General features: G+C 40.8%; 12 protein-coding genes. 7 read left to right on the top strand and 5 right to left on the bottom strand.

Going from position 1 to position 14,122, the window contains the following annotated elements; genetic code table 11:
* Positions 1-114: 114 nt before the first annotated feature.
* Genes NSQ25_RS16620 through NSQ25_RS16610 form a run of 3 tightly spaced genes read right to left on the bottom strand, consistent with a single transcriptional unit; the run spans position 115 to position 3,815 of the window.
* Positions 115-1,257, bottom strand: coding sequence for a Ger(x)C family spore germination protein (locus NSQ25_RS16620; RefSeq protein ID WP_326135871.1), 1,143 nt, complete (start codon positions 1,255-1,257; stop codon positions 115-117).
* On the bottom strand, positions 1,247-2,344 hold the full coding sequence (locus tag NSQ25_RS16615) for a GerAB/ArcD/ProY family transporter (protein ID WP_176967155.1): 1,098 nt from the start codon (positions 2,342-2,344) through the stop codon (positions 1,247-1,249). The genes NSQ25_RS16620 and NSQ25_RS16615 overlap by 11 nt, the downstream gene beginning before the upstream one ends.
* A complete protein-coding gene (locus tag NSQ25_RS16610) occupies positions 2,334-3,815 on the bottom strand; it encodes a spore germination protein (RefSeq protein WP_065214856.1) in 1,482 nt (493 codons plus the stop codon). Before NSQ25_RS16610 ends, NSQ25_RS16615 begins: the two co-directional genes overlap by 11 nt.
* Positions 3,816-4,561: 746 nt before the next feature.
* Here NSQ25_RS16610 and pgsB point away from each other — a divergent pair.
* From pgsB to NSQ25_RS16585, 5 genes are all read left to right on the top strand, one after another.
* Entirely contained in the window at positions 4,562-5,743 is a 1,182-nt protein-coding gene (gene pgsB / locus NSQ25_RS16605; RefSeq protein WP_024423670.1) for a poly-gamma-glutamate synthase PgsB, read from the top strand.
* A 15-nt stretch (positions 5,744-5,758) separates the two neighbouring features.
* The gene (gene pgsC / locus NSQ25_RS16600) at positions 5,759-6,208 is read left to right on the top strand and encodes a poly-gamma-glutamate biosynthesis protein PgsC (protein WP_007497520.1); all 450 of its coding nucleotides are present in this window, start codon (positions 5,759-5,761) and stop codon (positions 6,206-6,208) included.
* An 18-nt stretch (positions 6,209-6,226) separates the two neighbouring features.
* The gene (locus tag NSQ25_RS16595) at positions 6,227-7,393 is read left to right on the top strand and encodes a CapA family protein (protein ID WP_326135870.1); all 1,167 of its coding nucleotides are present in this window, start codon (positions 6,227-6,229) and stop codon (positions 7,391-7,393) included.
* On the top strand, positions 7,390-7,560 hold the full coding sequence (locus tag NSQ25_RS16590; RefSeq protein ID WP_087976066.1) for a hypothetical protein: 171 nt from the start codon (positions 7,390-7,392) through the stop codon (positions 7,558-7,560). The genes NSQ25_RS16595 and NSQ25_RS16590 overlap by 4 nt, the downstream gene beginning before the upstream one ends.
* 108 nt (positions 7,561-7,668) lie before the next feature.
* Positions 7,669-8,892, top strand: a complete 1,224-nt coding sequence (locus tag NSQ25_RS16585; protein WP_326135869.1) for an NlpC/P60 family protein — start codon at positions 7,669-7,671, stop codon at positions 8,890-8,892.
* Positions 8,893-8,945: 53 nt separating this feature from the next.
* Here the strand turns inward: NSQ25_RS16585 and NSQ25_RS16580 are convergent, their stop codons facing one another.
* Both NSQ25_RS16580 and NSQ25_RS16575 read right to left on the bottom strand, forming a co-directional pair.
* Positions 8,946-9,827 (bottom strand): Cof-type HAD-IIB family hydrolase, encoded by an 882-nt coding sequence (locus NSQ25_RS16580; protein WP_326135868.1) that lies wholly within the window; start codon positions 9,825-9,827, stop codon positions 8,946-8,948.
* A 163-nt stretch (positions 9,828-9,990) separates the two neighbouring features.
* On the bottom strand, positions 9,991-10,956 hold the full coding sequence (locus NSQ25_RS16575) for an LCP family protein (protein ID WP_025093927.1): 966 nt from the start codon (positions 10,954-10,956) through the stop codon (positions 9,991-9,993).
* A gap of 257 nt (positions 10,957-11,213) precedes the next feature.
* Between NSQ25_RS16575 and NSQ25_RS16570 the strand changes: the two genes are divergently transcribed.
* Positions 11,214-12,578: a sugar porter family MFS transporter gene (locus tag NSQ25_RS16570; RefSeq protein WP_117603441.1), complete on the top strand. Its 1,365-nt coding sequence runs from the start codon at positions 11,214-11,216 to the stop codon at positions 12,576-12,578.
* Between the two features lie 136 nt (positions 12,579-12,714).
* Positions 12,715-14,112 carry a bifunctional glycosyltransferase family 2 protein/class I SAM-dependent methyltransferase gene (locus NSQ25_RS16565; RefSeq protein ID WP_326135867.1) on the top strand — a complete coding sequence of 466 codons (1,398 nt, stop codon included), beginning with the start codon at positions 12,715-12,717 and terminating at the stop codon, positions 14,110-14,112.
* Positions 14,113-14,122: the final 10 nt, after the last annotated feature.

The following is a 14,122-nucleotide window of genomic DNA, read 5'->3' as shown; positions in this document are numbered from 1 at the left end:
GAGAGCCTCCCTTCATGAATGTGTAACCGTTTACACACATAGATTATCACGAAAGCATCGAAATGACAATCTAAAAAAATAAAAAAAGAAAAGAAAGATGGCTTCTTCCTTTTCTTAACTAATGATACCTGTTTGTGTAATGTTCACTTTCACTTTTGGAATGATTTTCACCTTCGGATAATCGGTGACCCAATTCATTTTCATATATTCATCATAGTGTCTGACCCGATATTTTCTGCCAAGGCTGAGGACGTCAGAATTCGCCTCTTGCAGGGCTGCAATGACTTTTTCGGCATCTTTTGTAAAAATAGCTGACAGCCTTTTATTTAACATTTCGATTTTCTTGTCTGTATCTAAATTGTCTTTCGGATATTCAACAACAGAGGTGGTGAATTCATAGTCAAGAGAGAAGGTTACGTTTCGATGATCAGGATTGACGATTTTTATGTCTCTCTTTGAATCCGTTACTTGAATGGTGATGTAATTGTTCTCGTTTGATTTCATATCACTTCTTACTTTTTTCGTGAAGTTTGCATAACTGCCCATTTTTCCATCCATAATGGTGAGCAGAATGGCATCCTGTGCATACAGTTCACCTTTCTTTTTCTCATTATCAAATAAGGCAACCCCTCTCACACTCGTTAACTTTTTTGACTTATCGTAGTAGAGTAACGGCAGTGTGAAATCCTCGCCGGTTTGCAGCATTTTGGACCGGATATTTTGAATGTTCTTAGGTGCAACTTGTGAGGAGCGTGATGCGGAAGTGATCAGGTTGTTTAAATAGTCGCTCACAATGAGTTTTTCCTTGAGCAGAGAATTGATTAAGTCCACACAGCTCCCCCCTTGCACCACTGCCAAGTTTGCGAGCAAAGGGCTTTTGGGATCGCGATAAAACATATCTAAGTAAGGAAGCAGCCGGTTTTGGGCAAATTCATCACCGATCAGCAGCACCCTCATTTTCGACATATCAATTTTTTGGTCTACACTCCGGCTAAAGTTGCTTCTTGCTTTTCTTAAAGTAGGCGCATCGGTTGTGAGAACAGTGGTTAAATAGCTGCCAGAATTCCCTTGCTGCATACTTTGAGACTGCTGCACCTTTCGATAGGTAATCGAATATCTCGCATTGTCATCTTCTCCTTGATCAACAGCTGAAGTTAATACGAGAGAGATGTCTTTTAATAGGTTTTGATCCCAGCAGCCAGGCATGAAAATGAGGGAAACACACATAAGCAGTGTCAACATGTACCTATGATGCATGTGATTTCACCTTCTTTTTACGGTGTTTGATCAAGATGATCACGGCCATCATGATCGGAAGTGTGTAAATAAATGAATATTGTGCAACGGTGGTAAAGTCATTGAAGCGCTGAATTCTAAAGTTATCAGTTGACAGAAAACAGCTTGCAGCATAAATCAAAATGGCAAAATAGTAGACATATTTTTTGTGATTTTTTTTCTTCAGCATACTGGACACACCATTTGCACAAAAGTACAGATAATTACTCAGTGTGGCTAAAATGACAAAGACCCAAAAGCTCAGAAAAATTAAGTCCGTGCGTTCAATGACACCGAATGTAATGGTTTTTAATAGATACAAAACAGGATTCGGGATCACATCAAGCTCAGCCGGGCTGAAAAACATAAAACAAATCAATGTAATAAATAGGTAATAAAGCGTCGTGCATATATTTGAAATGGTCATCACTTTATATCGTTCCTTAATGGTGCCCTTCATCAGTGGAGAGATGATCAAAATCATCTCAAATCCATTCATTGACAGCACTACGTCCTTCAATCCAAGCTGAAATTGAGAGATACCCGTTTGGAAAACAGGCAGGAGGTAATCAATATTGGTTCCTTTCAATGCATAGAACATCAATAGAGAGAGCATGAGCAAAAAGGGAGTTAAGATAAAGTTAAACCTGACAATGGCTGTAATTTGCTCCTTTGCGATATAGATAATGCATATCATCAGTAATAGGTTAATCACCCAGTTTGGTGTGAGCGGGAGCACCCATATGCCAAGAATCCTTGTGAATATAGAAAGGACAACGATGCAAACCGAGGCAAAGTATACCGTATAGAGCACGACCAAGGCGTGTCCAATCCATTTTCCAAAGACCTCAATCAGTGCTTGGAAGAATGACGTTTCTGGATACTTGTAGATAATATAAAGAAAAATGGTATTGATGATTTGGATGAAAAAACAAGCTAAAATAATCGCTATCCAGCCATCGTGCCCCATGTCTTTCATCAGCAAATGGGGGAGCGCTAAAATACCAACACCAATTTGAGACTGGATGATAAAAAAAACAGCTTGAGGTGGAGATATTTTATTTTTCATTTTTCTTTGTCCACCCTCTCAGTTGTTCAATTTGTTTTTTCTTTTGCGGATTTAAATAAACAGGTCGATTTTTGTACATCCACATTGGGAGTCGAATCACAGTATCTTTTAAGTCCTGCCAGTTAAATGGAGCAACAGGTGATAAATATGGCACCCCTAGTGATTCTAATCGGCATAAATTCATGAGAATAATGGCCAGTCCAAATGAAATGCCAATAAATCCAAACATCGATGCCATAAACATGAGCGGGAAACGAAGCATCCTGATGGTGGACGTCATTTCAAACGACGGAAGTACAAATGAAGCCACAGCCGTCACAGCGACTACAATGACTAGGACATTCGAGATAAGTCCTGCTTGTACAACCGCATCCCCAATAACCAAACCACCTACGATCCCAATGGTTTGCCCGATTGGTTTAGGCAGACGCACCCCAGCTTCACGTATAAGTTCAATCGTGATCTCCATCAGCATGGCCTCTATCAATGGAGGAAAGGGAATTCCGATAATAGAGTTCTTCATCGTAATGGCTAGTTCATCTGGGACAACCTCATAATGAAACGCAATAACAGCAATATAAAAAGATGGCAATATGACTGCAATGATGCAGGCAAGATAACGAAGAATACGAATAAACGTAGCAGGAATCCAGCGGCTGTTATAATCATCTGGCGACTGAAAAAAACTAAAGAACGTGATAGGCAGAATGATGGCCATTGGACTGCCATCCATGAGTACGACGATCCTGCCTTCAAGGATCGCAGATCTCACCTTATCCGGCCGTTCTGTATCAATCAGCTGCGGGAAAATAGAAAATGAATCATCCTCAATTGCCTCAACGATAGAGCCAGGACTTATCAGTGTGTCTACTTTAATAGAAGAAATCCGTCTGTTGACCTCTTCAACCTTTTCTTGATTGGCAATATCAGATATATAAACCGTCGCAAGCTTTGTTTCTGATTTTGTACCGACCTTATGATATTGAATGGCGAGCTTCCGATCATTTAAATGCGAACGCAGTAAGTAGATATTGGTATCAAGACTTTCAACAAATCCATCATGTGCGCCTGCGATAATACTTTCAGAAGAAGGTTCAGAAATAGAACGCAGCGGAGGCTGTCCGACAGCAAATAGCTTTATTTGCGAGGAGTTTTCATCAAGAAAGGCAATACTTCCTGCAATAATACTATCTGTAATGAGCGTCAAGTCGCCTGTTTCAAGTGTGCTAAGAGATTTTATATAATCCTGCTTTCCGGGAGAGCCTAACAAGTTGCCGATAATGAAATCATTTAGTTTTCCTTCATCTATTCTTGTTTTAATAAAAAACAGTGCAGATTTTGTTTCATTCACCATTAACTCTCGGTATTCAAAATCGCCGCTTTGCTGAAATGTTTTTTTTAGGATACGGATTTTTTCCTCGAAGCTGCCTGATAAAAAATGCAGGCGGGTCTGCTCATTGGTGTTTGGCATCTTTAGCCTCCTCTCACAGATTTTTTACCCATAGTGTAAGCGGAGAAGCGAATTTTATTCGTCTCCTTTGGGGAAAGCATGACATAAGCTGACAACTTTCAACTAAATTCACATTAAAAATGTTAAGAAATGATGAATCTTGATAAAAACAAATGAATAATGTTTCATTGTTTAGGTCATAAGATGCGAATCTCGTAAAGAGAAGGTACACCGAAATGATCAAATATTTACATCTTATCCCAATTTTTCGTGACCTAAAAATAAGCAGATGACTTGATTTTTTTAGAGGTGACCTTTGTCATAGGTCAACACACAGCAATCTGATCAATGAGAATGACTTTCTAACCTGTTCATTCAAAAATATAAAACATTCCAAAACACGCACTATTCATTTAAAGCGCTGATATGACTGTTTTTATAGAGAAGAGCGGGCTTTAAAACATTGATTCAAAATACATCTTAATAATTGTCAAAAAATTTAGGGAGAAAAGGACAAAAGATTTTCGGATCATTGATGGTAACGCTTTCTCATGAATTCAGCGGAAATTCAGACTGATTTTTGTCCGCCTTTTGGCCTTTTCATTTAAAGGATGGGTAGGCAAAAAAGCCTTCTGATTAGAGGAATTTGGCATATGAGGAAGTGAAAGATTATGTTACATAATACCGATTGTGATTTTATGCTGAACAGATATACTGTTGATTGAATTTACATATCACACTCATAAAAAAAGGAGATGTAGATAGCGATGTGGTTAATCGTTATAGCCTGTGTCATCATGTTAGGGATTGGCTTTATTGAAAAGAAGCGTCATCAGAAAAATATCGATGCCCTGCCGGTGCGCGTCAATATTAATGGTATTCGCGGAAAGTCTACCGTCACAAGATTGACAACCGGTATCTTAATGGAGGCAGGTTATAAAACTGTCGGCAAAACAACGGGAACGGATGCAAGAATGATTTATTGGGATACGCCAGAGGAGAAACCGATTAAAAGGAAACCGCAAGGACCGAATATCGGAGAGCAGAAAGAAGTTATGAGAGAAACAGTTGAAAGAGGAGCAAATGCCATCGTCAGTGAATGTATGGCGGTAAATCCAGATTACCAAATTATCTTTCAGGAAGAGCTGCTTCAAGCAAACATTGGCGTGATCGTAAACGTTCTTGAAGACCATATGGACGTCATGGGGCCGACACTTGATGAAATAGCAGAAGCCTTTACAGCGACAATTCCTTACAATGGACACTTGGTTATTACGGATAGTGAATATACGGATTTCTTTAAAGAGATTGCGAAAAAACGCAACACAGAAGTCATTGTTGCAGATAATTCCAAGATTTCCGATGAGTTTTTGCGGAAATTTGAGTACATGGTTTTCCCAGATAATGCTTCACTTGCACTTGGTGTTGCCCAAGCATTAGGGATTGATGAAGATACGGCATTCAGAGGAATGTTAAATGCGCCGCCTGATCCAGGAGCGATGAGAATTCTTCCATTAATGGACGCGAAAACGCCTGGACACTTTGTAAATGGATTTGCGGCAAATGACGCAGCATCTACATTGAACATTTGGAAGCGTGTGAAAGAAATTGGATATCCAACAGATGAACCGATTATTATTATGAACTGCCGTGCGGATCGGGTAGATAGAACGATCCAGTTTGCGGAGGATGTACTTCCCTATATTGAAGCAAGTGATCTTGTCTTAATTGGTGAAACAACAGATCCAATTGTGAAGGCATATGAGGAAGGGAAAATTCCGGCTGACCACTTACACAACCTTGAATATCAATCTACAGAAGAAATTATGAATATGCTTGAGAAAAAGCTTCATAATCGAGTGGTTTATGGAGTCGGCAATATCCATGGTGCCGCTGAACCGTTAATCGAAAAAATTCAAGAATACAAAATTAAGCAGCTTGTCAGCTAGGAGGAAATATAGAAAATGTTCGGATCAGATCTTTATATCTCGTTAATTTTAGGTGTTCTACTTAGTTTAATCTTTGCAGAAAAAACAGGAATCGTACCAGCTGGACTTGTTGTACCAGGTTATCTGGCGCTTGTATTTAACCAGCCAGTCTTCATTTTAGTCGTCTTATCTGTCAGCTTGCTTACGTATGTCATCGTTCGCTTTGGTCTATCAAAATTTATGATTTTATACGGACGCAGAAAGTTTGCTGCGATGCTGATTACAGGGATTGCTTTGAAACTGATATTTGATTTCTTCTATCCTGTGGTCCCATTTGAAATAGCAGAATTCCGCGGAATTGGAATCATCGTTCCTGGATTGATTGCGAATACGATTCAAAAGCAAGGTCTTACGATTACCCTTGGAAGCACGTTACTTCTAAGTGGTGCAACATTTGCCATCATGTATGTTTACTATCTATTTTAAGATAAGGTGTGTCCAATGATGAATAAAAAATTGAGCTTTCAGGAAAAGCTGCTGAAAATCACAAAGAATCAAAAGAAAAAGACGAATAAACATGTACTGATTGCTTTACCGATCGTTATTGTTTGTACATTTCTATTTACGTTTATCGGGCAAGCACAAGTGCCAACTGTACAAAAGAATCCAGAAAACATCCTGACCGCTTCGTTTGTCGGTGACATTATGTTTGGAAGAAACGTAGAGAAAGTAACAGACCGCTATGGAAAAGAGCATCTCTTTCGTTATGCCAAGCCATATTTTGATGTGTCAGATTATGTGACAGGCAACTTTGAGCATCCAGTCGCTTCAGATAAGGAGCAGGCAGCCCAAAAGAATATTCATTTAAAAACAGATGAAGATTCTGTCCAAGCGTTGAAGAATTTAAATTTCTCTGTCTTAAACTTTGCGAATAACCATGCGGCAGACTATGGTGAAAAAGGGCTGAACAACACGATCAATGCCTTCGAACAAAATGGCATGGATTATACAGGTGCAGGCCGTAACCTCCAAGATGCAAAGCAGAACATTTCATACAAAGAAGTAAATGGTGTCAAAATTGCTACACTTGGTTTTACAGATGTGTATGGGAAAGATTTCAAAGCAACGAATCGCCAGGCGGGTATTCTGCCAGCCGATCCATCTATCTTTATTCCGATGATTTCGCAGGCTGCTGAAAAGGCAGATCTCGTCGTTGTTCATGCTCACTGGGGACAGGAGTACAACAATGAAGTAAACGACAGACAAAGAGAATTGGCAAGAGCGATGTCTAAGGCCGGAGCTGATATCATTATCGGTGCTCACCCGCACGTCCTTGAACCAATGGAAGTCTATAACGGAACAGCGATTTTCTATAGCCTAGGCAACTTTATTTTTGATCAAGGCTGGTCAAGAACACGTGATTCTGCACTTGTTCAGTATCATCTGAATGAAGATGGAAAAGCGACATTTGAAGTTGTCCCAATGTACATCAAAGAAGCAACACCTGCTCCAGTAAAAGCAGGATCTCTAGAATCAAAAGCCATTATCCGTATGCTGACCAATGGAACGAATGCGGATTGGAAAGAAAAAGACGGACACATTTTCTTTGAAGTAGATCACGCTGATAAAGTTAAAAACTTAAAAGAAAACGGAGGGAAAGAGAAGAAATGAAATTCCTAAAAGCAAGCTGGCCGTTTGTTGCGTTAATTTTAGTCTTTGTCTTTATGTCTGCTTTTAAATTTAGTGACAGTCTGACAGATCACGAAAAACAAAAGATTTCGGTTGAAATGCAGAAAATTGAACAGCAAAAGCAGTCAAAAGCGGAAGCAGGTAAATAACCTAAAAAGGATAAAGGGCACGCACATCGCGTGCTCTTTTTTTGTCGAAATACGGTGTAAAATGAAAGGTGTCATGTCGAAACTATAGAAGAAAGGAGGGAAAGGATCATGAAATGGAAAGGAATGTTAATTGGAGGGTGTGCGCTTGTAGGGCTGATGTTCATGTCTCAAACAGCGGTTTCTGCTCAAACACCATCTCTTTTGGAGCAAGCGGAAAAGCTGATTGGCTCACCTTATCATAAAGGAGGAACCGATCCAAAAACGGGCTTTGATGCATCTGGGTTTATTCAATATGTGTACAAGACATCCGAAACATTTGATTTGCCGCGGAAGGTCATCGACCAATATCAGATTGGAAAAAAGGTATCATGGGATAAAGCGCAGCCCGGTGACCTTGTGTATTTCCGAAGCCTTGAAGAAACAAAGGATATCCCAACACATGTGGCGTTGTACGCTGGGAACAATCAGGTTATCCACATCACGCTTAGTCAAGGTGTGGTGAAAACAGATGTCAGCAAAAGCAAATATTGGACTGATCGATTTTATGCGGTCAAACGACTGCCTGGCACACAGGAAATTTCTGATGACCCTCTTGTGAAAGATGCGATGACCTACTTGGGAATTCCTTATGTGTTTGGAGGAGCAGATCCAAAGACTGGATTCGACTGCTCAGGATTTTTACAGTATTTATTTGAAAAATCACTTGGAATCTATTTACCTCGAAGTGCTGAACAGCAGTGGATCGTTGGAGAAAAAGTGGCATTAGGCGATATCCGCCCTGGGGATTTTGTTTTTTTTAGTAACACATATAAGCCCGGAATTTCTCATGTAGGTATGTATATTGGAGGCGACCGCTTTATTCATGCGAGCCGTTCTGAAAGTGTGACAATTTCTTATTTGTCTGAATCGTATTGGCGCGAAAAATGGACAGGTGCGAAACGATTAACAGATCTGGAGCTTGCGAAAGAGGACCCTATCGTATCAAAAGCCGCTACGTATATTGGTGAAGTCCCTTATGTCAAAGGCGGTACGAACCCAAAGGAAGGATTTGATACAGCAGGGTTCACGCAGTACGTGTATCAAGAAGTGCTTGGCATTGAGCTGCCCCGCTATGCATCAGGTCAAATCAAAGCAGGTATACCTGTGAAACGTTCTGAACTTCAGCCGGGAGATCTTGTCTTCTTCAGCGGAACATCATTGATGCCGGCGATATATGCAGGATCCAATCAAGTCATTCATGTGACTGTCTCAAACGGTGTTGTCTTAACCAATATGAAAACAAGTACGTACTGGAAGGACAAATATGAAACGGCTGTTAGAATCAAAAAATAAAGAAAAAGCCCGATCAATACTATCGGACTTTTGCACTTCTCTCTAGGCGCTGATCAGACAAGCGTCTTTTTTTCATAGAATTGATTTTGTAAAAGAAGATCAATAAAATAAGCGACACCATCTTCATGATTTCCTTTTGTGATGAAGGTGCTCTTTTCTTTAATGACATCAACAGCATTCCCCATTGCAATGCGGTGGCCTGCTTCTTCAAACATAGAAAGATCGTTTGGGCTGTCACCAATTGCATAAATATGTGAGCGGTCTACACCATAATGGGCTGCGAGCTTTTTCAGGGCATGTCCTTTTCCAGACTCTTTTGGCAGCACCTCAATAATATGTTTACCAGACGAGGTCAATGAAAGCTCGGGCATGTCTGCCAGAAGATTTCGTGCTTCGTTCAGTTTGTTCATATCAAACGAGAAGCAGAGTAATTTATAGGTCGGTTCGTTCGACTCAAAAATCTCACGGATATCATCCACTGGTTTGATGCCAAATTGTTTAAATTGCGTCATGGCACCTTCCCATAGATCAGCGAGATCCTCATTTGGGTTTGCGCTTTTGATCAGATCAAATTCTGCTTTCAGCTTCTCTTTTCCATCAAAAGGAGAGAGGAGAGCATCATCTGTATAGACTTCAAAGTAAATGTTTCGTTCCACTAATGCCTTTGCAGCCCGCTTGCCCGCTTCTTGGTCCAATGTGATACGGCTGAAGAGCTCGTATCCTTCTGTATGGACAGTCCCGCCGTTTGCCGCAATAATGGGGATGTCCAAATCGTCAAGCAGCTCCTTTACATCAAAAGTTGCCCGCCCTGTACAGATGGTCACAATATAGCCAGCATCCTTCGCACGAATCAATGCCTCACGGTTTTGAGCGGATATTTCACTTTTTGTATTTAAGAGTGTACCGTCTAAATCAATTGCAATCATTTTTTTCATCGCTGTCAAATCCTCCTTCATTCATGCAATAGCCTCTTCAAAGTATGTACGATTTCCTTCATTCTCATAAAAAAGGAAGGTTGATTCCTCTCTATCAAGGCTAAACAAAAATGAGTGAATGATCAAGGAAATAAGAAAAAGCGCCCCATAGGGACGCTTTTATTTATGATAATTCAAGCTGCTTCTTCAATTCAGTTTTCACTTCGTTCAGCTGGTTTTGATCCAATTGGAAATAATAAACACCGTTTGGCTGGTAATCAGATCCTTTAAGCTGAATGGTATCAACCGATTTCAATGATGTCAGAAGCGGAAAAAGACCGACTAACTCCTTCATTGAAAGGGTGGTTGACACATTATCGCCGAGTGTATCAATGATATTGTCGTATGACGGAATAGATGTTAATGATTTTGATTTATCAAAAATGGCTTTTAACACTTCCATTTGACGCTGTCCACGCATTAAATCACTATCTGCTTTTCTTGTTCTCACATATGCGAGCGCTTGATCACCATCTAGTGTATGAGTTCCAGTTTGAAGCACAACCTTGCCTTTTGTATCCTTTTTAATCTGTTTCACAAGATACTCATCCTTGATGTTAATAGGAACACCGTTTAATTCGTTGACGATTTCTTTAAACGCTACGAAATTACTTTGAATGACAAAATCGACCGGAATATCTAGTAAATCTTCAACTGTGCTCACTGTTAAATCTGCACCGCCAAATGCGTGTGCGTGAGTAATTTTATCAAAACCGTGGCCTGGAATATTAACGTATGAGTCCCTAGGAATGCTTAATAATTTAACGGTTTTATTTGTGCGGTTAATGGTTGCCAAAACCATTGCGTCACTTCGTGCTTGTTTCACTGTTTCGCCCGGTCTGCTGTCAATTCCAAGCAGCAAGACAGAAAAACTGTCTTTTCCTGGATCGAATGCTTCAATTCGTTTCACAGATTGTGCGCCGCGATCAAGAGATACTTGAGCCTTTTTAGCAGCATTGGTTATTTTATAGTAGGCATAGCCTGTGACTGAAGCCGTTGTCAGTAAAAGAATACTAATGATAAAAAGAGTGACTTTCACCCATGGTTTTAAACGCTTTTTTCCTTTGCGTTTACTTCGTGATTGATCCATATATTTTAAACCCTCGCTATGATTTTATAGTAAAGATGTCCTTCTTTCTGCTTACAAACTAAAACAAATATACCTTAAAACGGGATATAGTGCGACATTTTTTTCACTAACGCTTAATTGACGTTTCCTTCTCGTAAAAAGTTTCAAAGATACACAAATGAAATATATTTGTCATAAAACATCGAAATGTTTGAAATGACAGGAAGTGAGGAAAATGACTTTTCATAGAGTACAGAGACAAAAGTGGGGTTATGTATATGAAAAATCGGAATGGATGGCTTTATTTCTTCGGCGCCCTTGGCGGTGCTTTATATGGCTATGATACAGGTGTCATCTCTGGCGCCATCTTATTTATGAAAGAAGATTTAGGTTTAAATGCGTTTACAGAGGGGCTTGTCGTCAGCTCGATTTTAATCGGGGCGATGCTTGGTTCCTCTCTTTCTGGAAAGCTGACAGACCAATTTGGGCGGAAAAAAGCCATCATCGCCGCAGCTATTTTGTTTATTATCGGTGGATTTGGTACAGCTCTCGCCCCGAATACGGAAGTGATGATCTTATTCCGAATTGTACTAGGGCTCGCTGTCGGGTGCTCGACAACGATTGTTCCATTATATTTATCTGAACTTGCGCCAAAGGAATCACGAGGGGCACTGTCCTCTTTAAACCAGCTCATGATCACATTTGGTATTCTTCTTGCCTATATTGTGAACTACGCTTTAGCGGATGCAGAGGCATGGCGCTTGATGCTTGGAATTGCGGTTGTTCCTTCTGTTCTTTTATTATTCGGGATTTTGTTTATGCCGGAAAGTCCCCGCTGGCTGTTTGTCCACGGACAGGCTGACCGTGCGAAGGAGATATTATCTAAACTCAGAAAAAGTAAGCAAGAAGTGGCAGAAGAAATTTCAGATATTCAAAAGGCGGAAAGTGAAGAGAAAGGCGGTTTTAAGGAATTATTTGAGCCATGGGTACGCCCAGCATTGATTGCTGGTGTCGGCCTTGCCTTTCTGCAGCAGTTTATCGGTACAAATACGATCATTTACTATGCACCAAAAACATTCACAAGTGTTGGCTTTGGAAATTCAGCAGCGATTTTAGGAACTGTCGGAATTGGTGCAGTGAATGTCATCATGACGTTTGTTGCCATTAAAATCATTGACCGTGTAGGGCGTAAAGCGCTGCTCCTATTTGGGAATGCAGGAATGGTCCTTAGTTTAATTGTCCTGTCAGTGGTCAACCGATTTTTTGAAGGATCAACAGCAGCAGGATGGACAACCGTTATTTGTTTGGGTCTCTTTATCGTCATCTTTGCTGTCAGCTGGGGTCCTGTCGTTTGGGTGATGCTCCCAGAGCTGTTCCCAGTACATGTCAGGGGAATCGGTACAGGTGTCTCGACCTTCCTTCTTCATACAGGAAATTTAATCATCTCGCTGACATTCCCAGCTTTATTAAGCGCGATTGGCATCAGTAATCTCTTCCTCATTTATGCGGTCATTGGCGTAGTCGCCTTCTTATTTGTAAAATACTTGGTGACCGAAACGAAGGGGAAAAGTCTTGAAGAAATTGAAGAAGATTTAAAAAAGAGAAATCGTGCCGTCACAAGTGGCGAAGGAAAAACGGTATGAACGATGGCCAGCTGCCGTGTGCAGCTGGTTTTTCTATGTTAAACAAACGTTTAATCAAGAAAGGACATTCCCTCATCTTCTGAACGTGCTGCCTATCACATACATATGGAACAGGCGGGTGAAAGGTGGAAATGAGATGAAAGGGAAAACAAGCATTGTCATGCTGACGTACAACGAACTGCAATTAACGAAAACATGTATCGAGAGCATTAAACAGCATACGAACAGCGGCCAATATGAACTCATCGTCGTCGATAATGCGTCAACTGATGGCACGAAGGAATATGTAAGAGAGCTGGATGATGTGATTTTCATTGATAATGAAGAGAATAAAGGTTTTGCAAAGGGATGTAATCAAGGGGCAAAAAAAGCTTCAGGAGACAGCATTCTCTTTTTAAATAATGACACGATCGTGACGGAAAATTGGCTCCCTCCATTAAAAGAGGCGCTATTCGCTTCAGAACAGATTGGGATGGTGGGGCCCGTCTCTAATTATGTAAGCGGCCCTCAGATGGTCCAGCCATCGTATACAGATGTGAAGGAGCTCCCAGCCTTTGCTAAGGAGTATACGTCTAAGAGAAAAGGTCAGAGAACTTATGTGCACCGGCTTGTAGGGTTTTGCTTGCTCGTGAAAAGAAAGCTGATCGAGGATGTGGGGTTATTTGATGAGCGGTTTGTATATGGATCGTTTGAGGATGACGATCTATGTTTGCGGTCATTATTAAAAGGATATCAGCTGCAAATTGTGCATGATTCCTTTGTGCATCATCATGGTCATGCTACCTTCAATGCCAATCAAGAAACGAACATCTCTACACTGTTTACTGAGAATAGACTTCGATTTTTAGATAAGTGGGGCATAGATCTAAATTTGATCACTCCTCATCCGTATATTGCGGAATTACTCCCTGAGGACGCTGCTCGCGTGCTGGATGTTGGGTGCGGAGCTGGCGCAACTGGGCTTGAACTGATGAATCGGCAGTCTGTACACATGTACGGGGTAGAGGCAGATACATTAAAAGCAGCGGTCGCAAAGGCGTATTATGAAGAAGTCTTCGAGGCAAATGCAGATGAATACCCATGGTCAGAAAAAGAGGCCTTTTTTGATGCGGTCATTTTTTCGGATGTTTTAGAGCATGTGTCAGATCCTTGGCACATCATTGAGCAAGCGCACGCCTCTTTAAAGCCAGGCGGCGTCATCATTTGCTGCCTGCCTAACATGATGCATGCAGAGGTGCTTCTTCCTTTGATGACAGGTGATTTTACTTATCAAGATGTAGGAATCTTAGACCGAACCCATATGCGGTTCTTCACACCAAACACCATGCGTGCGCTTTTCCCAGACCAATTATTTGAACGCGTGATCGAGCAGCGGATCAATGTACAGATTGATCAAAACGTCCAATTGTTTTTTGACGAGGTGGCAAGAATAGGAGCATCACTTGGCTTTCAAACAAAAGCGTTGTCTGATCAAGTGACTTTGTATCAGCTTCTCATTGTCGTACGTAAAAAAGGCGGCTCTCTTTTGGGATAACCGCCTTTTT

It is taken from the genome of Bacillus sp. FSL R5-0512 (assembly GCF_038593295.1).
Classification (GTDB): Bacteria; Bacillota; Bacilli; order Bacillales; family Bacillaceae; genus Bacillus; species Bacillus safensis.
This window is presented reverse-complemented; position numbering and strand designations above follow the sequence as displayed.